7 protein-coding genes are annotated in these 23,086 nt (G+C 75.2%); 2 read left to right on the forward strand and 5 right to left on the reverse strand.

All coding sequences use genetic code 11. The features are described from left to right. Nucleotides 1-96 precede the first annotated feature (96 nt). The 4 genes from ACFVSN_RS29565 to ACFVSN_RS29580 all read right to left on the reverse strand — a co-directional run bounded on the left by ACFVSN_RS29565 (nucleotide 97) and on the right by ACFVSN_RS29580 (nucleotide 4,564). A complete protein-coding gene (locus tag ACFVSN_RS29565) occupies nucleotides 97-639 on the reverse strand; it encodes an NUDIX hydrolase (protein WP_387594053.1) in 543 nt (180 codons plus the stop codon). A gap of 98 nt (nucleotides 640-737) precedes the next feature. Continuing rightward, nucleotides 738-2,390, reverse strand: coding sequence for a hypothetical protein (locus ACFVSN_RS29570; RefSeq protein ID WP_387594051.1), 1,653 nt, complete (start codon nucleotides 2,388-2,390; stop codon nucleotides 738-740). A gap of 12 nt (nucleotides 2,391-2,402) precedes the next feature. Next, nucleotides 2,403-3,881, reverse strand: coding sequence for a hypothetical protein (locus ACFVSN_RS29575; RefSeq protein WP_387594049.1), 1,479 nt, complete (start codon nucleotides 3,879-3,881; stop codon nucleotides 2,403-2,405). After that, nucleotides 3,878-4,564 (reverse strand): hypothetical protein, encoded by a 687-nt coding sequence (locus ACFVSN_RS29580; RefSeq protein WP_387594048.1) that lies wholly within the window; start codon nucleotides 4,562-4,564, stop codon nucleotides 3,878-3,880. Before ACFVSN_RS29580 ends, ACFVSN_RS29575 begins: the two co-directional genes overlap by 4 nt. 240 nt (nucleotides 4,565-4,804) lie before the next feature. Between ACFVSN_RS29580 and ACFVSN_RS29585 the strand changes: the two genes are divergently transcribed. Together ACFVSN_RS29585 and ACFVSN_RS29590 are read left to right on the forward strand one after the other, a co-directional pair. Further along, nucleotides 4,805-6,319, forward strand: a complete 1,515-nt coding sequence (locus ACFVSN_RS29585; protein ID WP_387594046.1) for a tetratricopeptide repeat protein — start codon at nucleotides 4,805-4,807, stop codon at nucleotides 6,317-6,319. Between the two features lie 11 nt (nucleotides 6,320-6,330). Continuing rightward, the gene (locus ACFVSN_RS29590) at nucleotides 6,331-6,702 is read left to right on the forward strand and encodes an ASCH domain-containing protein (RefSeq protein ID WP_387594044.1); all 372 of its coding nucleotides are present in this window, start codon (nucleotides 6,331-6,333) and stop codon (nucleotides 6,700-6,702) included. A gap of 120 nt (nucleotides 6,703-6,822) precedes the next feature. On the opposite strand, the gene ACFVSN_RS29595 is transcribed toward ACFVSN_RS29590, so the two are convergent. After that, the gene (locus tag ACFVSN_RS29595) at nucleotides 6,823-23,079 is read right to left on the reverse strand and encodes a type I polyketide synthase (protein ID WP_387956878.1); all 16,257 of its coding nucleotides are present in this window, start codon (nucleotides 23,077-23,079) and stop codon (nucleotides 6,823-6,825) included. Nucleotides 23,080-23,086 lie beyond the last annotated feature (7 nt).

Here is a 23,086-nt window from a genome sequence, read left to right on the forward strand (position 1 = left end):
TTTCCCTAGACGAATGGGCCTGCAAGGAGGGCCTGACGTCGTGACGCGCGTGTGGGCCCGGGACGCCCCAGCGCCCGGGCCCAAACATTGGAGCGGTCAGACCCAGGTGTAGTTCTGGTCGGTGACCGGCTCCAGCTCGAACGCCGGCAGCGGTGCGTACGGCGAGGGCAGCTGGGCGAGGGCCTTGCCGATCGGCGGGAACAGGGGCAGGTCACCGACCTTGCGGTAGTCGATCCACTCGATGGTGCCGACCTCGTGGCTGCCGTCGGGCAGTTCGTCGAACTCTTGGGTCGCCAGGGTCGCGCGGACCTCCGGGGTGACGTGGGTGCGGTAGATGAGGTGGATCTTGCGCGGCGGTGCCGTCGGCCCGGGCCGGGTGACCCGGGCGTCCGCCATCGCGACCAGCTCCAGGTCGGCAGCCTGCTCGGGGGCGAGCCCGAGCTCCTCCCGCAGCTCCCGCGCGGCGGCGTCGCGGAAGTCCTCGCCCGCGGCGACATTGCCGCCGATGGTGGTGTAGTGCGTCGAGTCGGTGCGGTCCCGGCGCAGCAGCGCGACGTCGTCGCCGCAGAAGACAAGGCCGGTCACCCGGACCTTGATCCTGCTGAACGGCTTCTCGGTCGTCGCTTCGGTGGTGCTCATGGGTGTGGATCTCCTTGGTGGACGTGGCCAGGCCAGTTGTGCCCGGCAGTGCCTCCCGGTCCAACGACCGGGAGGAGTAGGGGGTTTGGCGTCTATTCCTAGAGTGCCCCGGGGAAGCCGTGGAGAGTGCGGGCTTCACTCTGCGGGACGTGTTCGATCTCGACGCCGGTGAGGGGGATGCGCCGCAGGCGGCAGCCGGTGGCGCGAATGACGGGGGACAGATGGCAGGGGTCCATCTCCTCCACCATCAGCGTTGGGCGAGCAGTGCGGGTGTTCTTGCCTCCGGTGATGGCGAGCGGCAGGTGCCCGCCTCCGAAGGGCATCGGGGTGATCCGCCAGATCGGCCCTCGGTCGCTGGACACGCTCGCCTGCCCGAAGCCGCGCTCCTCGCGCAGGGTCATCGGCTCGCCGTTGGTGCCCGTCAGGCCACGGAACAGGGCCTCAGCGCGGCCCTGGTTGACGATCTGTCCGGTGTCGATCGTGAATTCGCGGGAGAAGAACGCGGAGGCGGGGTAGCCGGCCTTGAGCAGGGCGCGGACGTAGACGCTCACCTGGGGCAGGACCTGCTCGCGCAGGTGCGCAGCGGCCAAGTGGTCGACGGGGTCGAGGGCCATGGCCAGCTGGCGCAGGGCGGTGAGGACGCCGTCGATGTCAGCCGGGGTCGAGGTCAGGAAGCTTCCGCGCCGGTCGATCCGGCGGGCGGTCTTGTATGCCAGCAGGGTGTTGAGGAAGTGCCGGGTGGTGTCGGTGTACCCGCTGGCCTTGCGCTGGTCGGTGGCCGGGTAGAGGTTGAGGGCGGTGAAGCGGCCGTCGGGGTGGAGGTCCGGGTCGGCGGCGAAGTAGTCGCCGTCCGCGTTGTGCAGACGGTGCAGCCGGATGGGGATGGCGCGGTGCTGGACGGGCAGGACGCCGTCCAGCGCGTCCCGGACGGTTTGCGTAGTGGGCTCGGCGGCGTCGGCCGTCACGTGCAGGTAGAGGCGGCCCTGCTCGGACAGCACCGGCTGGTTGCGCTCGTCCAGGCGCGTGATCTCGGTGTAGGGCAGCTCGTCCGTGCCGGGCTGGGCGGCGATGAGCAGGTGAGGGCCGCAGGCGAGGACGTGGTGGCCGTCGATGTGGGTGTCGAGGAGTTCACCGAGGCCGACGAGCGGGGCGAACCGCAGCTCGACGGCGGCGGTGGCCGCGCCGTGGCCGAGGTGGTCGAACAGCGACCGGTAGGTCCGCAGGACGTGGGCGAGGTCGTCGGCGTAGCGGTCGCGGCTGGTGCCGGGTGACTTGCCGACGTAGCCGGTGGCGTACGGAGTGAGCGAGATGCGGATGCCGTCGAAGACATCCTTGAAGTCCTCGGCCAGGCGACGGTGCATCGCGGCGAGGTGGCCGGCGTCCTCGGACCAGCCGACGGTGGAGATGCGGATCTTCACGCCGAGGACGTCGCGGGCGAGCCGGGCGTAGGTGTCCAGGTAGGGGTAGGACGCGATGTCGTTGTCCAGGTAGGGGAACAGCACGCCCGGGCGGTGGGCCCGGCCGCCGCCGATCCGCACGCCCCGCTCGGAGGCCTCCTCGGCGAGGGCGTGAAAGAGGTCGCCGAGGCCGTGCTCGGTGAGCTGCCAGATGTCGCTGCCGGCGGCCTGGCTGCACATCGCGCACCGGTTGACGCAGCCGACCGCCGGCGGCAGGTACTGCAGGTTGGTGAACGCCTCGGTCGGCAGGGTCCGCAGCTGGTCCCTCAGCCGGGGCATGGTCTGAGTGGTCACGGTCTCGCTCCTTCAGGGGGTGGGAAGGTCGGTGGGGATCAGGTGCTGGTCGAGGGCGCTCAGCAGCGCGCGCCCGACGGGGGAGAGCCGGTGCGGTCCGGCGAACGGGCCGCCGCCACACGGCGTGACGGCTTCAGCGGTGCCGAGCTCCGCGCCCGGCAGGCACAGCACGCCCGGCTCGGGGAGGTTGGCCAGCAGCACCTCCCCAGTGGCGGACTCGGCCGGGTGGGCCCCGGGGCCGACCCAGCGCAGCCGGCCGCCGTGGACGCGATAGCGGCCGGGGCGGGCCAGGTCCTGGTCCAGGACGACTGGCGTTTGCCCCCGGTGGCGGAGTTTCAGGTAGTAGGGGCCCGGCACCGTGGAGGCGGCGGCTCGCACCGTGGCGGCGTTGAAGTCGTCCGGGTCGGGCAGCCAGTCCACCCGCCCGCCGAGCAGGGTGGTCAGGTGGGCGACGACGAACGGCGGCAGGCCGCGCAGCTGCTGGTTGACCGCCGAGACCTCGGTGGTGCCCTGGTTGCGGCAGTTGATCTCGTTGAGGAACACCCGGCCGTCGTCGGTGAGGATCGCGTCCAGGCCGAACAGCCCGGACATGCCATGGCGGCGCCAGGCCCAGCGGGCGACGCGCTCGGCCGCGTCCACGACGGCAGCCGCGGCCGGCTCGGGCCAGGCGACGGACCAGCAGTTGCCCGCGCTCTTTCCGGGGCCGATCCCGGCCTCCGGCACCCCGACGGCCTTGTGGGAGGGCCGGTCGACGTAGACCCGCAGGTCGCCGCGGTGGTCCGGCACGGACAGCACGGTGACGTTCGAGGACCAGCCGGGGGTGAACGCGGTGACCCGGTACGGGCCCGGCATCCGGGCCGCTCTGGCCAGGTCGGGCTCGTCGTCCACGAAGACCGTGCCCCGGCCGCCGGAGTCGGCGCCGCACTGCACCACCAGCCGCACGGCGCCGACCCGGCGACGGAGCTCCGCCAGGCCCGGAAGCGGGCCGTCGACCCGCACCCCGGCCAGGTGGAGGGCGGCGGGCACCTGGGCGCCGCGCAGCAGCTCGCCGAAGTGGGCCTTGTCCTCGATCCGGGCGCGCAGATCGTGGTCGATCGCCGCGACCACGCCACGCGGCCCGGCCCACGAGCGCAGCCGGTCGGTGCCGTACCAGGCGGAGACGACCACCGGCTGGTCCAGTGCGGCGATCGCAGAGCGGGCCAGCCGGTCGATGCCGGCCATCCAGTTGCGCCGCTGGGCGACGCCGCGCACCCGGGTGCCGCTCTCGGCGGCGAGCACCCGCAGCGGCGCGGCCTGCGGCCAGGGCCGGTAGCAGCCGATCGCCAGCGCCGGGCGGGCCGCTTCCAGGGGGAACGGGCCCGTGTAGGTCGTCCGGCCGGCCGTGGTGAACCGCTCGACGCTCACGAGGACGCTGCGGCCCAGCGCGGTGGTGAGGCCGCGGGCGGCCTCACCCCACACTCCGGCGTCCACGGTGGTGGGCGCACTGGTCACGCGATCCTCCCGGCCGCCATCACGGAGCTCTCCTCGGCAGGCGCCCTGCGGGGCGCCTGCACCGTGAACGCCAGCCCGGCCTTGGCCAGAACGTGCTTGGCGATCTCCTCGGGCCTGTGCTCGGCGGTGTCGAAGACCAGCAGCCGCTCCCCGTGGCGACGGCCCATGCCATGCAGCAGTGCCGCGTTGAATCGCGCCGCGAAGGCCTCGTCCTCGACGCTGCGCCGGTCGGCGGAGTCCACCTCCTCGCGGCCTTCCATCCGCGTGCGCCGGACCTCGGGGGAGGCGTGCAGGTAGACGGCGACGTCGAACGGGGCGAAGTAGCGCGCCCCCCAGAGGCTGAGCACGGCGGTCAGGTAGGGGCCGCCAGCGATGCCAAAGGCCGCGGTCCGGTCGGCATAGCCGTCCTGGATGAGGACCGCGCCGCCGGTACGGGGCGGGTCGACACGTACCAGCGCGGCGTCCAGGGCGTACCCGCCGACCAGGAAGGCGGCGGTGATGGCGCTGGACTCGGCCTGGCGGACGAGCGGGAGCCGCTTGAGCAGTGGCTCGATCGGGTGGTGCTCGGCGAGCATGCCGCGGTGACGTATGGCCGGGATGCCGCAGCCGTCGAACAGGGAGATCAGGGCCTGGACCGTGGTCGTCTTTCCGGACATGTCGAGCCCGTCCACAAGGATGCGCACGACTGCCTCCTTCACTGTCGTGAGGACGGCGCCTGATGTGGCGCCAACCGATAGCCTGGCGTGACGGCTTGGTCGCTTGTAGTGAGAGATCGCCGCCCGGCCAGGGCGAAGTCACCGCCCGTTCGAGGCGGCGGCCTCGGCCACGCAAGGACGGTTCGAACAGCCGACGGCAAGGCACATCCGGGGAGCAGAGCGACGCCGCGCAAGGGAGCGGGCAGCGCTGACAAGGGGAGGTCACCGATGACCGTCACCAGCACCACGGCACCGGACGGCGCGCACTCGGCCGCCTGCGGGCGCCGGATCAGAGAGCGGACGCTCGGTCAGGCCGGGAGCCCGGAGCCGGTGCCGCACGACCTGGCCGAGCTGATCGCCAAGGAGATCGCGGCGCACTGCGGCCACCGCCCGCTCAAGGCCTTCCGGATGGCCATGGGTTGGACCGTCGCCGAGGCGGTCCGGGCGGCGCACGACCTGGTCGAGCGGGAGAACCTGCGCAAGGTGGGGCTCACCGAACGCTCCTGGAAGGACTGGGAGGCGGGCAAGGCGCCGAGCCCGGAGTACCAGGACCTGCTGTGCCGCCTCCTGTCTACGGGCCCGGTCCAACTCGGGCTGGCCGCCGACTACACGCCCGGGTCGGCCTGGGCCGACAGGCCGGACAGTGCGACACTCCCAGCAGGACCCGCCGACGCGGGAGCGGGGCTGGAGGGGGTGACGGCCACGAAACGGCGAACCGCGCTCATGCTCACCGGGCTCGCCCTCGCGGCGCCCGCCACCGCCGCCCAGGTCCTCGACCAGGCCGCCGCCGAGGCACTGGAGTTCACGCGCCAGGCCGAGGCCAGCTCCCTGGGCGCCGGGACGCTCGACCACCTGGACCTCGCCGTCACCGACTTCAACGACGCCTACTCCATCAAGCCCCCGCAGCAGGTGTTCGCCGAGGCGCTGGACTACCGCCGCAAGGTGGACGCGCTGTTGAAGGCCCGACACACCCACGAGCAGGGCCGCGAACTGCTCGCCTACGCCGGGTGGCTCTCCGAACTCCTCGCCTGGCTCGCCCACGACCTCGGCAATCCCCGCGCCGGTCTCGCCTTCGCCAACGATTCCTTCGTCCACGGCCGGCAGGCCGGCCACGGCGAACTGTGCGCCTGGGCCATGGACGCCGCCGCCTCCATCAACCTGTACGAGCACCGCGCCGACCGGGCGCTCGCCGCCGCCCTCCGCGGCCTCACCCAGGCGCCGGCCACCCATCCGCTGACTGTCCGTCTCCACGCCCAGGCCGCCCGCGCGGCGGCGGCGGACGGCGACGCTGACGGCTTCACCGCCTCCCTACGTGCCGCCGAGGACGCCCACCGCTTCCTGCCCGTCCGGATGGCCCACCGCTTCGGCCTGGACCCGCTGCCGCTCGCCGACTACGCCCTCACCTCCTACCCGGCCACCGCCTACATCCGGCTCGGCCAGGCCGAGAACGCCCGAAGGCATGCCGAGCACGCCCTGCAGGTCTACGAGGCCGCCCCGGCCGCATCCCGCTCGCCCAGCCGCGAGGCCATCGCCCGCATCGACCTGGCACTCGCTCACGCCCAGCTCGGCGCCCCCGACGACGCCGTCGCCCTCGGCACTGAAGCACTCGGCTCCGACCGCGTGGTGGACTCCGTACGCAACCGCGCCACCGACCTCACCACCTACCTCGCCCGTCGCTACCCCGGCCACGGCCCCGCCGGTGAACTTCGCGAGCGCCTGTCCGCCCTGTCCACCCCGGTGTAGAAAGAGAGCTCATGCCCGAGCAGGACCGCGTCATCCAGATCCGCCGCCCCTACCTCGACCTGATCGCCGACGGCACCAAGACGATCGAGGTCCGCGTCGGCTACCCGAGCATGCGCAGGATCCACCCCGGCCAGGCCCTCGTCTTCGAGTCCGGCGGGACTCGCTGCCGTACCCAGGTCGTCAAGGTCACCGAGTACCCGACCTTCGAGGCGATGCTCGACGCCGAAGACAACGAGGCGATCGGCAGCGAGGGCATGGTTCGGGCCGAACTGCTCGCGGCCTGCCGCGAGATCTACCCGCCGGAGAAGGAAGCGCTCGGCGTCCTCGCGATCCACCTGCAGCTCACCCCCACCACCGAGGACGATGTTGCGCGCCGAGAGTGACCGTGCCCGGGTCGACGGGCGGCTCGTCGGGCCGAGCACGACCCGCAACGAATGACCCCCACAACGACGACGGGCGCGCCGGACACCTCGGAGGGTGACCGGCGCGCCCGCTCGAAGGCGTCACTCCCGGCCGCGCAGCCACTCCTCGACGATCTCGGCGGTGAGGGCCGAGTCCTCGCGGATCATCGACAGGTGGTCGGCGGCGACTCCGCGCACCTGGGCGCCCGGCACGAGGGGTTCGGCCTGGGCGCGCTGCTCGATGGGGGCCTCGTCGACGCCGGTCAGGGCGCGGTCGCAGGTGACGAGCAGGACGGGGGCCGTGGTGTGGTGGACCTCCAGGCGGTTGAGGAGGACCATCCAGCGGCCCATGGCGGACAGGCGGGAGTTGGTCAGCCGCACCGGCGAGTCGGCGCCGGTGAAGTTGAGCCGCATCATGCCGGTGTAGTCGGTGCCCTCGTCGGCGTTGTGCTGGAAGCTCAGCGTGTCGAAGAGGACGACGCCCGCCGGGCGGATGCCCCACGTGTGCTCCAGCAGGCCGGCCGCGGCGTAGGCGAAGGAGCCGCCGGAGGAGTGGCCGGCGAGGACGAACGGGTGGCCGTCGCTGGCGCGCAGGGCGCTCTCGGCGATCACCCGGGTGGCGACCTCGGGGGTGGCGGGCAGCCGCTCGCCGGTGGCGAAGCCGACCAGCGGGAGCGCCGACACCTCGCGCTCGCCGCGGAAGTGGGCGGCGAGCCGGGAGTACTGGTGCACGCCCGCGTTGGCCGTCGGCGCGCTGACGCAGATCAGCCGGGTCGGGCGGGGCCCCTCGGCGAGGCGGGTCGCCCAGGGCAGGTCCTCCAGTTCGGCGGTCGCTTCGAAGGTGGGCCGCAGGGCGGCGACGGTGGCGAGCATGCGCTGGGCCTCGGGCACCTTGCCGTTGGCCAGGGCGTCGGTGAACAGGCGCTCCAGGGAGTCGAGTTCGGGTTCACCGCTGGAGACGAGGACGGGTGCCCCCTCGCCGTCCTCGGTGCGCTGGTTGGCGAGCTCGCTGCGGATCCAGGTGGCGAGCTCGACGGGCGAGCGGCTGTCGAAGACGACGGTGGCGGGCATCCGCAGGCCGGTGACGGCGGCGATCCGGTTGCGCAGTTCGACGGCGGTGAGCGAGTCGAACCCGAGCTCGTAGAAGTCGCGTTCGGCGTCGACGGCCTCCGGGGAGGGGTGGCCGAGGACGGCGGCGGCTTCGGCGCGGACGGTGTCGACGAGGTAGCGCATGCGGTCGCGCTCGTTCAGGTCGAGCAGCTGCCGGGTGAAGTCGGCGGCCGCGTCGGCACCGCCGGCGCCGGCGCCGGAGGCGGTGCGCCGGGCGGCGCGCCGGGCGGCGCGGACGAGTCCGCGGAACAGCGGCGGCACGTCGCCCTGGGGGCGCATGCCCCCGGCGGCCAGGCCCATCGGGATGACGAGCGGTTCGGCGGAGCCGAGGGCGGCCTCGAACAGGGCGAGGCCCTGCTCGACGGAGAGCGGCGGGATGCCGCCGGACTGCATGCGCCGCATGTCGGTCTCGCTGAGCTCGCTGGTCATGCCCGCCTCCTGGGCCCACGGGCCCCAGGCGAGCGAGGTGCCGGCGAGGCCGAGCGACCTTCGGTGGTCGATCAGGGTGTCCAGGAAGGCGTTGGCCGCGGCGTAGTTGCCCTGGCCGGGGCTGCCCATGACGCCCGCGATGGACGAGAAGACGGCGAACTGGGCGAGGCCGAGGTGGCGGGTGAGCTCGTGGAGCTGCCAGACGGCGTCGACCTTGGGCCGCAGGACGGCCGACAGGCGCTCGGGGGTGAGCGCGGTGACGATGCCGTCGTCCAGCACACCGGCCGTGTGGATGACGGCGGTGAGCGGGTGCTCGGCGGGGATGCCGGCGAGCAGCGCCTCGGTGGCGGCGCGGTCGGCGGTGTCGCAGGCGACGACACGGGCCTCGGCGCCGAGGGCCGCCAGGTCGGCGAGGAGTTCGGCCGCGCCGGGGGCGTCCGGGCCGCGCCGGCTGGTGAGCAGCAGGTGGCGGGCGCCGGTGACGGCGAGGCGGCGGGCGAGGTGGCGGCCGAGGGCGCCGGTGCCGCCGGTGATCAGGACGGTGCCGTCGGGGTCGCGCTCCACGGGCATCGTGAGGACGGTCCGCTTGTCCGGGTCCCCGGCGGTGCGGGCGTCGCGGATGTCGCGCGCGGCGACGGGCGGCGCGGTGAGTTCGCCGCGTCCGGCGAGGGCGGCGAGTTCCGCGAGGATCGCGGCGGTCTCGTCGGCCTCCGGTGCGGGCAGGTGGGCGAAGGCGTCGGCGTCGAGGACGAGGTCGGTGCCCGCCGCCGCACGCCCGAGGAGTCGCTCCGGCGGCAGGCCGTGGCCGAGCAGGGTCTCGCGCAGGCCGTCGGGGGCCGTGGCGGAGACGTCGGCGCCGAGGAGCAGGGCGAGCTGGACGGCGGCGGTGGCCGGTCCGGTGGCCGTGGCGTGCACGTGGACGGTCCAGCCGGTCCGGCCGGCCTGAGCGGCCGGGCCGCCGAGGGCCTGGCGGGCGGGGACGAAGTCGGCGGCCAGGGCGGCGGCGGCCCCGAAGGACCAGCCGGCGGGCAGCGGGGCCAGCAGGCGCCGGTCGGCGACCGCCTTCGGCCCGGCGGCCAGCACGCCGAACACCTCGTCGCCCGGGCGCAGGTCCGGCACGCCGTCACCGACCGCCGTCACCACGCCGGCCGCGCCGGTGCCGTGTCCGTGAACCGCGGCGGCCTTCACGGCGACGGCGACCTGCCCGGTCGCGGGCGGCCCGGCCGCCTCGGGCGACGGGACCAGGGCCACGTCCTCGGCGACGTCCAGCCGCCACGGCGTGCCCGCCGGGGGCAGCAGCCCCGCGGCGTCCGCGAGCCGGGCCAGCCGGCCCACCCGCAGGGCGCCGCCGCGGACGGCGAACTGGGCCTCGCCGTCGGCCAGCAGGCCGGGCAGCAGCGGCAGCACCGCGGCCACGTCCTCGGTCCGTTCGACGTCGAGCAGGGCGAAGCGGCCGGGGTGCTCGGAGTTCGCGGTGCGGGCCAGGCCCCAGGCGGCGCCGCCGGGCAGGTCGCGGACGGTCTCGCCGTCGGCGGCCCGGACGGCGCCCCGGGTCACGAACACCAGCCGGGAGGCGGCGGCGCGGTCGTCGGCCAGCCAGTCCTGGACGAGGGCGAGCACGCGCGTGGTGTGCGCGTGGACGGCCTCGGGGACGTCGCCGGCCGGGCCGTCCAGGGCGACCAGGACGAGGTCGGGCACCGGGCGGCCGAGGTCCGCGAGAGTCGCGGCCGAGGATCCCGTGCCGTAGGCGTCCCGGCCGAGCGCGGTGCAGCTCGGCGTCGTGGCGGCGGGCGGCGTGGCCGGGGCGGGGACCCACTCGATCCGGAACAGCGGGTCGCGGCCGGTGCGGGCGGCGGCAGCGGCGGCCTGCGGGGCGCGCAGGACGACCGAGCCGACCGTCAGCACCGCGCCGCCCGCCGGGTCGGTGGCGGTGACGGACACCGTGTCCTCCCCGAGGCGGGCGACGCGCACCCGCAGGGCGGCCGCTCCCCCGGCGTGCAGGGCCACGCCCTGCCAGGCCCGGGGCTGCGGCAGCTGCTCCTCGGTGCCGACGCCGATCAGGACGGCGGCGTGCAGGGCGGCGTCGAGCAGGGCCGGGTGGAGGCCGAAGTAGCGGGCGTCATCGGCGGGTTCGCCGTCGAGCTCGACCTCGGCGAACACCTCCTCGCCGCGCAGCCAGGCGGCGCGCAGCCCCCGGAACGCCGGGCCGCGCCCGGGCTCGCGGTAGAAGCCGTCCAGGTCGACGGCGAGCGCGCCGGCTGGCGGCCAGGCCGCCTGGGCGTAGTCCGGCAGGTCGGTGTCCTGGGGCACGAGGGTGCCGGTGGCGCAGCGCGTCCACGGCTCGTCGGGGGCGGCGTCGCCGGGGCGGGCGTAGCAGGCCACCGGGCGGGCGCCGGTGTCGTCGGGCGCGCCGACGCGCACCTGCACGACGGGTTCGTCGTCCTCGGCGAGCGGCAGCGGGTCGCCGAGCGTCAGCTCCGCGATCCTGCCGCAGCCGACCTGGTCGCCGGCCCGGACGGCCAGTTCGACGAGGGCGGCGGCGGGGAAGGCGAGCCGGCCGCCGATCCGGTGGTCGAGCAGCCACGGGTGGACGCGCAGGGCGAGACGGCTGGTGAACAGCACGCCGTCGGTGTCGTCGGCGAGCGGCACCGCGGCGCCGAGCAGCGGGTGGTCGGCCGGGACGAGGCCGACGGAGGCGACGTCGCCGGAGAGGGCGGCCGGGCGCGGCCAGTAGCGGCGGTGGTCGAAGGCGTAGGTGGGCAGGTCGACCCGGCGGGCGCCGGTGCCGTCGAACAGGGCCGCCCAGTCGACCGGGACGCCGGCCGTGTGGAGTGCGGCGAGGGCGGTGAGCAGGGTGCGCTCGTCGGCGCGGTCCTTGCGCAGGGCGGCGGCGCGGACGCAGTCCGCGTCCTCGCCGAGGCTCTGGTCGGCGAGGGCGGTGAGGACGCCGTCGGGGCCGAGTTCGAGGAAGGCGGTCGCGCCGGCCTCGCGCAGGGCGCGGACTCCGTCGGCGAAGCGGACGGCCTCGCGGACGTGGCGCACCCAGTAGTCGGGGCTGGTGAACTCCCCGCCCAGCGCGCCCGTCAGGTTGGAGACCAGTGGGATCGACGGGGTGCCGTAGGAGAGGCCGTCGAGGACGGTGCGGAAGTCCTCCAGCATCGGGTCCATCAGCGGCGAGTGGAAGGCGTGGGACACCCGCAGGCGGGACGTCCGGCGGTCGGCGAAGTGCGCCTCGATCGCCGCCACCGCTTCGAGAGAGCCCGAGACGACGACGGAGGCCGGACCGTTGACGGCCGCGATCGAGACGAACTCGGTGAGCAGCGGCAGGACTTCGTCCTCCGTCGCCTGCACGGCGAGCATCGCGCCGCCGGACGGCAGCGCCTGCATCAGCCGGCCGCGCGCCGCCACCAGGGCGCACGCGTCGCCGAGCGAGAACACCCCGGCCACATGCGCGGCCGCGATCTCGCCGATCGAGTGGCCCGCGACGAAGTCCGGCCGCAGGCCCAGGGATTCCACCAGCCGGTACAGCGCCACCTCGACCGCGAACAGCGCGGCCTGGGCGTACGAGGTCCGGTTCAGCAGCTCCGCGTCCTCGCCCCACACGACCGCGCGCAGCGGCTGGTCCAGGTGCTCGTCCAGCACCGCGCACACCGCGTCGAAGGCGTCCGCGAACACCGGGAAGCGCGCGTACAGTTCCCGGCCCATGCCGAGGCGCTGCGAGCCCTGGCCGGAGAACAGGAAGGCCGTCGAGCGGTCCGCCGCGACGCCGCGGGCCACCTCCGTCAGGCCCTCGCTGCACGCGAGCAGCACGGCCCGGTGCTCGAAGGCGGAGCGTCCGGCGGCGAGCGAGAACCCGATGTCCAGCGGGGAGAGTTCGAGCGCGCAGGCGCGGGCGAGGTGGGTCTCCAGCGCGTCCTCGGAGCGGCCGGAGAGCACCCACGGGACGACGGCGGGCAGCACCCGCTGGTCGTCGGTGGGCTCGGCCGCGGCGGGCGCCTGTTCGAGGATCACGTGCGCGTTGGTGCCGCTGATCCCGAACGAGGACACCCCGGCGCGCCAGGGCCGGTCGACCTCGGGCCACGGCCGCGCCTCGGTGAGCAGGTCGATCGAGCCCGCCGTCCAGTCCACGACGGCGGACGGCCGGTCGATGTGCAGGGACTTCGGCAGCACGCCGTGCCGCATGGCGAGCACGGTCTTGATCACTCCGGCGACCCCGGCGGCGGCCTGGGTGTGGCCGATGTTCGACTTCAGCGAGCCGAGCAGCAGCGGCCGTTCGCGGTTCCTGCCGTAGGTGGCGAGGAGCGCCTGGGCCTCGATCGGGTCGCCGAGGGCGGTGCCGGTGCCGTGGCCCTCGACGGCGTCGACCTCGGCGGCGGACAGTCCGGCGCTCGCGAGGGCCTGGCGGATGACGCGCTGCTGGGACGGGCCGTTGGGCGCGGTGATGCCGTTCGAGGCGCCGTCCTGGTTGACGGCGCTGCCCCGCACGACGGCGAGCACCGGGTGCCCGTTGCGGCGCGCGTCGGACAGCCGCTCCAGGACGACCATGCCGACGCCCTCGGACCAGTTGGTGCCGTCGGCGGCGTCCGAGTAGGCCTTGCAGCGGCCGTCCGCGGCGAGGCCGTTCTGGACGGTGAAGCCGGCGAAGCTCACCGGCGTGGTCATCACCGTCACGCCGCCGGCGAGCGCGAGTCCGCACTCGCCGTTGCGGAGCGCCTGGGCGGCCCAGTGCAGGGCGACCAGGGACGAGGAGCACGCGGTGTCGACGGTGACGGCCGGGCCCTCCAGGCCGAGCGTGTAGGAGATGCGGCCGGACAGGACGCTCGACGCGAGGCCGGTGCCGGCGTGGCCGCCGATGTCCTCGCGCGAGTTCATCATGAGCGTCGCGTAGTCGAGGCCGTTGGTGCCGACGAAGACGCCGGTGCGGCTGCCGCCGAGCCGCTGCGGGTCGACCCCCGCGCGCTCCAGGGCCTCCCAGGAGGTCTCCAGGAGGAGGCGCTGCTGGGGGTCCATCGCGAGGGCCTCGCGCGGCGAGATGCCGAAGAAGGAGGCGTCGAAGTCGGCGACGGCGTCGATGAAGCCGCCTTCCAGGGTGGCGCTGCGGCCGCGGCCGTCGCGGTCGCCGACGAGCAGGGTCCGCAGGTCCCAGCCGCGGTCCTCGGGGAAGCCGGCGATGCCGTCGCCGCCCTCGGAGACCAGGCGCCACAGCTCGTCGGGCGAGGTGACGCCGCCGGGCAGGCGGCAGGCCATGCCGACGATCACGATCGGGTCGGCGTCGTCGGCCGCGGCCCGCGGGGCGGGCAGCAGCGGGTCGGCGGGGGTGTCGAGGAGCTCGGCCAGCAGGTGCTCGGCGAGGGCCTGGGCGGTCGGGTAGTCGTAGACGGAGGTGGCGGGGAGCTTGAGGCCGGTGGCCGCGCCGAGCCGGGCGGGCAGCTCGACGGCGGTCAGCGAGTCGAAGCCGAGGTCGCGGAACTTGCGGTCCGGGGCGACGGCGGAGCGGTCGGCGTAGCCGAGCACGGCGGCGACGTGGGTGCGGACGAGGTCGGTGAGCAGGGCGGTGCGCTCGGCCGGGGTGAGGGCGCGCAGGCGGCCGGTGAGCTCGGAGGCGGCGCTCGCGTAGTCGCGGCGGGCCGCGGCGGCGGCCTCAAGGGCGGGCCGGGCGGCCGGGAGGTCCCGCAGCAGCGGGTTGCCGCGCAGGCCGACCAGGCTCTCCAGGACCTGCGGCTGCGTCAGGTCGAGCAGCACGAGCGCCGGGGCCGGGCGGGTGACGGCCTGGCGCAGCGCGGCCAGGGCGAGCTCGGGGTGCAGGGCGGGGACGGCGGCGCGCTGGGTGCGGCCGTCCTCCTCGGCCGGGGCGCCCGCGTCGGGGCCGGTGTACTCGGCGCCGATCCAGGCGCCCCAGGCGATCGAGGTGGCGGGCAGGCCCTCGGCGCGGCGGCGCTGGGCGAGCGCGTCCAGGACGGCGGCCGGGCCGGCCAGGGTGGCGCGGCCGGGGGTGCCGACGGCGCCCGCGACGGAGGAGCAGAGCACGAAGGCCGTCAGGTCGAGGCCGCGGGTCAGCTCGTCGAGGTGGAGGGCGGCCCCGGCGCGGACCCGGTGGACGGCGGCGAGGCGCTCGGGCGTCAGGTCGTCGAGGACGCCGTCGTCGACCGTGCCCGCCGCGTGGACGACGGCGGTGAGCGGGGCGTCGGCGGGGATCGCGGCCAGCAGGGCGGCGAGGGCCTCGCGGTCGGCGACGTCGCAGGAGGTGATCGTCACGGCGGCGCCCAGGCCGCTCAGCTCCTCGGCGAGGTCGGCGGCGCCGGGGGCGTCGGGGCCGCGGCGGCTCGCCAGCAGCAGGTGGCTCGCGCCCGCGGCGGCGAGCTGCCGGGCCACCGCGGCGCCCCGGCCGCCGGTGCCCCCGGTGATCAGCACCGTGCCCGGGGTCGCCCCCGGTGTCCAGCCCGCGTCGGCTGCGCCGGCCGGGGCCGGGACCAGGCGGCGGGCGTGGACGGCGGCCGTGCGGATCGCGATCTGGTCCTCGGCGTCCGAGCCGTCCGGGCCGTCCGCGCCGGCGAGGACGGCGGCCAGCCGGCGCACCGCGGTCTGGTCCGGTGCCCCGGGCAGGTCGACGAGGCCGCCCCACTGCTGGGGGTGCTCCAGCGCGGCGACCCGGCCGAGGCCCCACACGGCGGCCTGCTCGGGCGCGGTCGGCACGTCGGTGCGGGCCACGGCGACCGCGCCGCGCGTCAGGCTCCACAGCGGCGCGGTGACGTCCGCGTCGCCCAGGGCTTGCAGGAGGGCGAGGGTCACCGCGGCCGGGTCGGTGCCGCGGCCGAGCGCGAGGAGGGACAGGACGCCGGTGAACGGGCGCCCGGTCGAGGGCAGTTCCCGCAGCAGCGCGGCGAGCTCGGCGCGCTGCGGGGCGGGCACGGACAGGAGCAGGGCGTCCGGTCCGACGGCCTCGCAGGCCGCCTCCGTCCACGCCTCGTCGCCGTCCTCGGCCGGCGTGACCACCAGCCACGGGCCGGAGGGCCGGGCCGTCGAGCCGCCCGGCAGCGCGCGCCAGGACTCGTGGAAGCGCAGCGCGTCCAGCAGGGACTGGTCGCGGTGGTGGCGCCGCCAGGCGGACAGGGCGGGGAGCACCGCGCCGAGCGCGTCGCCGTCCACGGCGAGGTCGGCGGCCAGCGCGTCCAGGTCCTCGCCCTCGACGGCGGCCCAGAAGCGGGCGTCCAGCGGGTCGTCCTGCACGGCGGCGCCGGGGCCGGCGGCCGGGGCGTACGTCTGCGGCCAGTAGCGCTCGCGCTGGAAGGCGTACGTCGGGAGGTCGGTGCGGCGGGCGCCGGTGCCGTCGAACAGGCGTGCCCAGTCGACGGGCACGCCGACGACATGGAGACGGGCCAGCGCGGTCAGCAGGACGGTCTCCTCGGGACGGCCACGGCGGCCGGCCGGCTCGACGACGGCCTCCGGGGCGTCCGCGAGGGTCTGACGGACGGCCGGGGCGAGGGCCGCGTCGGGGCCGAGTTCCAGGAAGTCGGTCGCACCGGCGGCGTGCAGCGTGCGGATACCGTCGGCGAAGCGGACGGCCTCGCGGACGTGGCGCACCCAGTAGTCGGGGGTGGTGACGTCGCCGTCCAGGGAACCGGCCAGGTTGGAGACCAGCGGGATCGAAGGGGCGCCGTAGGCAAGCCCGTTGAGGACGGTGCGGAAGTCCTCCAGCATCGGGTCCATCAGCGGCGAATGGAACGCGTGCGAGACCTTGAGCCGCGTGGTCCGCCGGTCGGCGAAGTGCTGCTCGATCGCCGCCACCGCTTCGAGAGAGCCCGAGACGACGACGGAGGTCGGACCGTTGACGGCCGCGATCGACACGAAGTCACCCAGCAGCGGCAGGACTTCGTCCTCCGAAGCCTGCACGGCGAGCATCGCGCCACCCTCCGGCAACGCCTGCATCAGCCGGCCGCGAGCACTCACCAGCGTGCAGGCGTCCTCCAGCGAGAACACCCCGGCGACGTGCGCGGCCGCGATCTCGCCGATCGAGTGGCCCGCGACGAACTCGGCCCGCACACCCAGCGATTCGACGAGCCGGTACAGCGCCACCTCGACTGCGAACAGCCCGGCCTGGGCGAACTCCGTCCGGTTGACCAGCTCCTCGTCCGAGCCCCACACCACCTCGCGGACGGGCAGATCGAACTGCGCGCACACCGCATCGAAGGCCTCGGCGAACACGGGGAAGCGGGCGTACAATTCCTGCCCCATTCCCAGGCGTTGGGCGCCCTGTCCGGAGAACAGCAGTGCCGTCCTGCGCTCGCCGTCGGCGACGCCCCTGGCCACCTCGGCGCCGTCCAGCAGCACCGCCCGGTGCGCGAACCGCGACCGCCCGGCGGCCAGCGAGAGGCCGACGTCGACCGGCGAGGCGTCCAGCCCGACCAGTCGTGCGAGCTGCGCGTCCAGCGCGGCCTCCGACTTGCCCGCCGGCACCCACGGCACCACGCCCGGCGCCACCGACGGCTCCGGCGCGGGGGCCTCGGCCGGCGGCGCCTGCTCGACGATCACGTGCGCGTTGGTGCCGCTGATCCCGAAGGCCGACACGCCCGCGCGGCGCGGCCGGCCGGTCTGCGGCCACTCCTCCGCCCGCGTGAGCAGCCGGATGTCACCGGCCGTCCAGTCGACGTGCGAGGACGGCGCGTCCACGTGCAGCGTGCGGGGCAGCACACCGTGCTGCATCGACAGCACGGCCTTGATCACGCCCGCCGCGCCGGCCGCGGCCTGGGTGTGGCCGATGTTGGACTTCAGCGAGCCGAGCAGCAGCGGGCGTTCGCGCTCCTGCCCGTAGGTCGCGAGGAGGGCCTGGGCCTCGATCGGGTCGCCCAGGGTCGTGCCCGTGCCGTGGCCCTCGACGAAGTCGACGTCCGCCGCCGACAGGCGCGCGTTGGCGAGGGCCTGGCGGATGACGCGCTGCTGGGACGGGCCGTTGGGGGCGGTGAGGCCGTTGGAGGCACCGTCCTGGTTGACGGCGCTGCCGCGCACGACGGCCAGCACCGGGTGCCCGTTGCTGCGGGCGTCCGAGAGGCGCTCCAGCACCAGCACGCCGGCGCCCTCCGACCAGCCCGTCCCGTCCGCGCCGTCCGCGAAGGCCTTGCAGCGCCCGTCCGGGGCCAGCCCGCCCTGCCGGGTGAAGCCGGGGAAGCCGAGCGAGGACGACATCACGGTGACGCCGCCCGCCAGGGCCAGGGTGCACTCACCGCTGCGCAGGGACTGCGCGGCCAGGTGCATCGCCACCAGGGAGGAGGAGCACGCCGTGTCGACGGTGACCGCCGGGCCCTCCAGGCCGAAGGTGTAGGAGATCCGGCCGGAGACCACGCTCGCGGCCAGGCCCGTGCTCGCGTGGCCCTCGATGTCCTCCCGGGCGTTCATGACGAGCGTCAGGTAGTCCTGGCCGCCGGTGCCGACGAAGACACCGGTCCGGCTGCCGCGCAGCGCCGTCGGGTCGATCCCGGCGCGCTCGATGGCCTCCCAGGACGTCTCCAGCAGGAGCCGCTGCTGCGGGTCCATGGCGAGGGCCTCGCGCGGCGAGATGCCGAAGAAGGAGGCGTCGAAGTCGGCCACCCCGTGCAGGAAGCCGCCCTTGGCGGTGGCGCTGCGCCCCCGGTCGCCGGGGCCGCCGCCGAGCAGGGTGTCGAGGTCCCAGCCGCGGTCGGTCGGGAAGTCGGAGATGCCCTCGCGGCCCTCGGCGACCAGCGCCCACAGCTCCTCGGGCGTGCCGATCCCGCCGGGCAGGCGGCAGGCCATGCCGACGATCGCGATCGGGTCGTCGGCGGTGGCGGCGGCCGCCGCGGCCGGGGCGAGCGGCTCGTCGTGCTGCCCGAGCACCTCCGCGAGGACGAGGTCGGCGATCGCGGCGGGGGTCGGGTGGTCGAAGACCAGGGTGGCGGGCAGGCGCAGGCCGGTGACGGCGGTCAGGCGGTTGCGCAGTTCGAGTGCCGTGAGGGAGTCGATGCCGAGGTCGTGGAAGTCGCGGTCGGCGGCGACGGCCTGCGGCGAGGCGTGGCCGAGGACGCCGGCGGCCTCGGTGCGGACCAGGTCGACGACGTGGCGCAGGCGGTCGGCCTCGCGCAGCTCGTAGAGGCGGGCGGCGAGGGCCGTCATGGTGGCGGCGCCGGTGCCGGTCGCGGAGGCCGTGCGGCGCCCGCCGGGCAGCAGGGCGCGGAACATCGTCGGCACCTCGCCGCGCGGGCGGGCGCCGGTGGCCATGCGGCCGGTCGCGACCAGGTACGGCTCGTCGACGGCCATCGCGGCGTCGAGCAGCGCGAGACCGTCCTCCTCGGTGAGGGGCGGGACGCCGGAGGCGTGGAGGCGGTGCAGGTCGGCTTCCGAGAGGGTCCCGGTCATACCGGCGGTGGGCATCCAGGCGCCCCAGCCCAGGGACTGGGCGGGCAGGCCCTGGTGGCGGCGCCAGTGCGCGAGGGAGTCCAGGTAGACGTTGGCCGCGGCGTAGTTGCCCTGACCGGCCGTACCCATCACACCCGAGATGGAGGAGAACAGGACGAAGGCCTTGAGGTCCTGGTCCTTGGTCAGCTCGTGCAGGTTCCAGGCGGCATCGACCTTGGGACGGAGAACGGTCGACAGGCGCTCGGGGGTCAGCGCGGTGACGATGCCGTCGTCCAGCACACCGGCCGCGTGCACGACACCCGTGATCGTCCGGCCGTCCAGAGCCTGCGCGAGCGCCTCGCGGTCGGCCGCGTCACAGGCCACGACCTCCGCACGGGCACCCAGCCCCGCCAGCTCCTCCACCAATTCGGACGCGCCACCACGGCGGCTGAGCAACAGCAGTTCCCGCACGCCGTGTTCGGTGACGAGATGCCGGGCGACGAGACGACCCAGACCGCCGGTGCCACCCGTGATCACCACGGTGCCCGTGCCCCAGCCCGTCGAGGGTTCGCCAGGAGCCACCCGGGCCAGCCGGCCCACCCGGACGACGCCGTCGCGGACCACCACCTGCGGCTCACCCACGGCGAGCACCGCGTCCAGCGGGAGCTCGCCGTCCGCATCCACGAGCACGAACCGGCCCGGGTTCTCCGACTCGGCCGCCCGCACCAGGCCCCACACGGCAGCACCGGCGAGGTCCGACACCTCGTCGACCGCACCCCGGGTGACGAACACCAGGCGCGTGTCCGCGAACCGCGGCTCCGCCAGCCACTCCTGGACCAGGCCCAGCGACCATGCCGTCACCTCGTGCACCCGCTCGGGCGTCGAACCGCCCGCCACCGGGACCACCACGGCACCCGGCACGTCGTCGGTCAGGTCGGCGAACGACGGCACGTCCGCGCCCAGCGTCACCGCCGTCACGCGCTCACCCGCACGCGACGGCGCGGGCACCCACTCCAGCCGCAGCAGCGAGCCCGCCGCGGCCGCTCCCTGCACCACGGCGGCCGGCTCGGCCAGCGTCACGGCCTCGGCCGACAGCACCGGCTCCCCGGCGGCGTCCACGACGGCGAGCGCGAGCGTCTCCTCGCCCGTCCGCACGATCCGCGCACGCACCACGGACGCGCCCGAGGCGTGCAGCGACACCCCGGACCACGCGACCGGCACCAGCCCCTGGCCGTCCGCCCGCACCACGGCCGCCAGCAGCGCCGGGTGCACGCCGAACCCGGCGGCCTCGTCGGCCGCGTCGCCCGGCAGGGCCGCCTCGACGAAGGTCTCCTCGCCGCGCCGCCAGACCGACCGCAGCCCGTCGAAGGCCGGACCGAGGTCCGCCTCCTCCCGGATCCCGGTCAGGTCGGCGACGACCGAGCCCTTCGGCGGCCAGACCGAGGCGTCGAAGTCGGCGGTGCGCTCGCCGCGGACGAGCTCGCCCGAGGCGTGCTCCGTCCACTCGGCGTCGGAGTCGGCATCCGGCCGGGAGAAGATCCGCACCGGGCGGGCGCCGGAGGCCGCCGGGGCGTCCACCTGGATCTGGACGACGACGGCGCCGTCCTCGGGCAGCACCAGCGGCTCGGCGAGCGTCAGCCGCTCGACCCGGTCGCAGGCCACCTGGTCACCGGCGCGGACGGCCAGCTCCAGGAACCCCGTCGGCGGGAACACGGCCACGCCGCCCACCCGGTGGTCGCCCAGCCAGGGCTGCGCCTTCAGCGACAGCCGGCCGGTCAGCAGCGTGCCCTCGGCGTTCGCGAGCGCGACGGTCGCGCCCAGCAGCGGGTGCTCGGCGGGCGAGAGGCCGGCGCCGGTCACGTCGCCGATGCGGCGGGACGGGCGCGGCCAGTAGCGCTCGTGCTGGAAGGCGTACGTCGGCAGGTCGACGCGGCGGGCGCCGGTGCCCTCGAACAGCCGGGCCCAGTCGACGGAAACGCCGGTGACGTGCAGGCGGGCCAGGGCGGTGACGAGGGTCTGCTCCTCGGGCCGGTCACGGCGCAGCAGCGGCAGGGCGGGGGCGTCCGACTCGTGCTGGGCGAGGGCGGCGAGGACACCGTCCGGACCGAGCTCGACGAAGGCCGTGGCGCCGGCTGCGCGCAGGGCGTCGAGGCCGTCGGCGAAACGGACGGCCTCACGGACGTGACGCACCCAGTAGTCGGGGGTCGTGACGTCCTCGCCCAGGGAGCCGGTCAGATTGGAGACCAGCGGGATCGAAGGGGCCTGGTACGTCAGCCCGTTGAGGACCTCGCGGAAGTCCTCCAGCATCGGATCCATCAGCGGCGAGTGGAACGCGTGCGAGACCTTCAGCCGCGTGGTCTTGCGGTCCGCGAAGTGCGCCTCGATCACCGCGACCGCTTCGAGAGAGCCCGAGACGACCACGGAGGTCGGACCGTTCACCGCCGCGATCGACACGAAATCGCCCAGCAGCGGCAGGACTTCGTCCTCCGAAGCCTGCACCGCCAGCATCACGCCACCGGACGGCAGCGCCTGCATCAGACGCCCACGAGCACTCACCAGCGTGCAGGCATCCTCCAGCGAGAACACCCCGGCCACATGCGCAGCCGCGATCTCACCGATCGAATGCCCCGCAACGAACTCCGGCTCCACACCCAACGATTCGAGCAACCGGAACAGCGCCACCCCGACCGCGAACAACCCCGCCTGAGCGAAGTCCGTCCGATTCAGCAGCTCGGCGTCGTCACCCCACACCACCTCGCGCAAGGGCACGTCCATCGCGACACACACCGCATCGAACGCCGACGCGAACACCGGGAACCGGGCATACAACTCCCGCCCCATCCCCAACCGCTGCGACCCCTGCCCCGAGAACAGGAATGCCGTCGACCGCTCCCCCGCCACCCCGCGCGCAACCTCGACCCCGTCCACCAGCACCGCCCGGTGCCCGAGCCGCGAGCGGCCCGCGAGCGCGAGGGCGACGTCCACGGGGGAACCGCCGACTCCGGCGAGCCGCTCCAGCTGCGCGTCGAGCGCCTCCTCCGACTTCGCCGAGACCACCGACGGCACCACGCCGGGCACGACCGACGGGTCATCGGCCGCGGCATCCTCCTCCACGGCCTCCTCGACGATCACGTGCGCGTTCGTGCCGCTGATCCCGAACGCGGACACGCCCGCGCGGTGCGGCCGGTCCGCCTCCGGCCAGGACCGGGCCTCGGTGAGCAGCTCGACGGCCCCCGCCGACCAGTCCACCTCGGCGGACGGCGCGTCGACGTGCAGCGTCTTCGGCAGCACGCCGTGCCGCAGCGCCATCACCGTCTTGATCACGCCGGCCGCGCCGGCCGCGGCCTGGGTGTGGCCGATGTTGGACTTCAGCGAGCCGAGCAGGAGCGGCTGTTCACGGTCCTGCCCGTAGGTGGCGAGGAGTGCCTGGGCCTCGATCGGGTCGCCGAGCGGCGTGCCCGTCCCGTGACCCTCGACGGCGTCGACCTCGGCGGCCGACAGCCCGGCGGCGGCCAGCGCCTGGCGGATGACGCGCTGCTGGGACGGGCCGTTGGGCGCCGTCAGTCCGTTCGACGCGCCGTCCTGGTTGACGGCCGAGCCGCGCAGGACGGCGAGCACCGGGTGCCCGTTGCGGCGGGCGTCCGAGAGCCGCTCCAGCACCAGGACGCCCGCGCCCTCCGCCCAGCCCGTCCCGTCCGCCGCGTCGGCGAACGCCTTGCACCGCCCGTCCGGCGCCAGCCCGCCCTGCCGGGAGAACCCGGAGAAGCTCATCGGCGTCGACAGCACGGTGACGCCGCCCGCGAGGGCCAGCGTGCACTCGCCGGCCCGCAGCGCCTGCGACGCGAGGTGCATCGCCACGAGCGACGAGGAGCACGCCGTGTCGACGGTGACCGCCGGGCCCTCCAGACCGAAGGTGTACGACACCCGGCCGGACAGCACGCTCGCCGTCAGGCCGGTGGTCGCGTGGCCCTCCATGTCCTCGTCCGAGTTCATCACCACGCCGACGTAGTCGACGCCCGCCGTGCCGACGAACACGCCGGTGCGGGTGCCGCGCAGGCCCGCTGGGTCGATGCCCGCCCGCTCGAAGGCCTCCCAGGACGTCTCCAGCAGCAGGCGCTGCTGCGGGTCCATCGCGAGGGCCTCGCGCGGCGAGATCCCGAAGAAACCCGCGTCGAACTCGCCGGCCGCGACGAACCCGCCCTCGATCGCGGCGCTGCTGCCGCTGCCCTCGCCGAGCAGCGCCGCGATGTCCCAGCCGCGGTCGGCGGGGAACCCGGTGATGCCGTCCTGCCCGTCCGCGACCAGCCGCCAGAGCTCCTCGGGGGTGGTCACCCCGCCCGGCAGGCGGCACGCCATGCCGACGATGGCGATCGGCTCGTGCCGGCCCGACTCGGCCTCCAGCAGTCGTTGGCGTGTCTGGTGCAGGTCGGCCGTGACCCACTTGAGGTAGTCAACGAGCTTGCTGTCGTTCGACATGGGGGAT

The organism is Kitasatospora sp. NPDC057904 (assembly GCF_042887925.1).
GTDB lineage: Bacteria > Actinomycetota > Actinomycetes > Streptomycetales > Streptomycetaceae > Kitasatospora.

Bases quoted from the DNA above. Each gene is read 5' to 3' on its own strand.
- ACFVSN_RS29590 (WP_387594044.1), top strand. From the start codon at position 6,331: ATGCCCGAGCAGGACCGCGTCATCCAGATCCGCCGCCCCTACCTCGAC.
- ACFVSN_RS29595 (WP_387956878.1), bottom strand. From the start codon at position 23,079: ATGTCGAACGACAGCAAGCTCGTTGACTACCTCAAGTGGGTCACGGCC.
- ACFVSN_RS29565 (WP_387594053.1), bottom strand. From the start codon at position 639: ATGAGCACCACCGAAGCGACGACCGAGAAGCCGTTCAGCAGGATCAAG.
- ACFVSN_RS29585 (WP_387594046.1), top strand. From the start codon at position 4,805: ATGACCGTCACCAGCACCACGGCACCGGACGGCGCGCACTCGGCCGCC.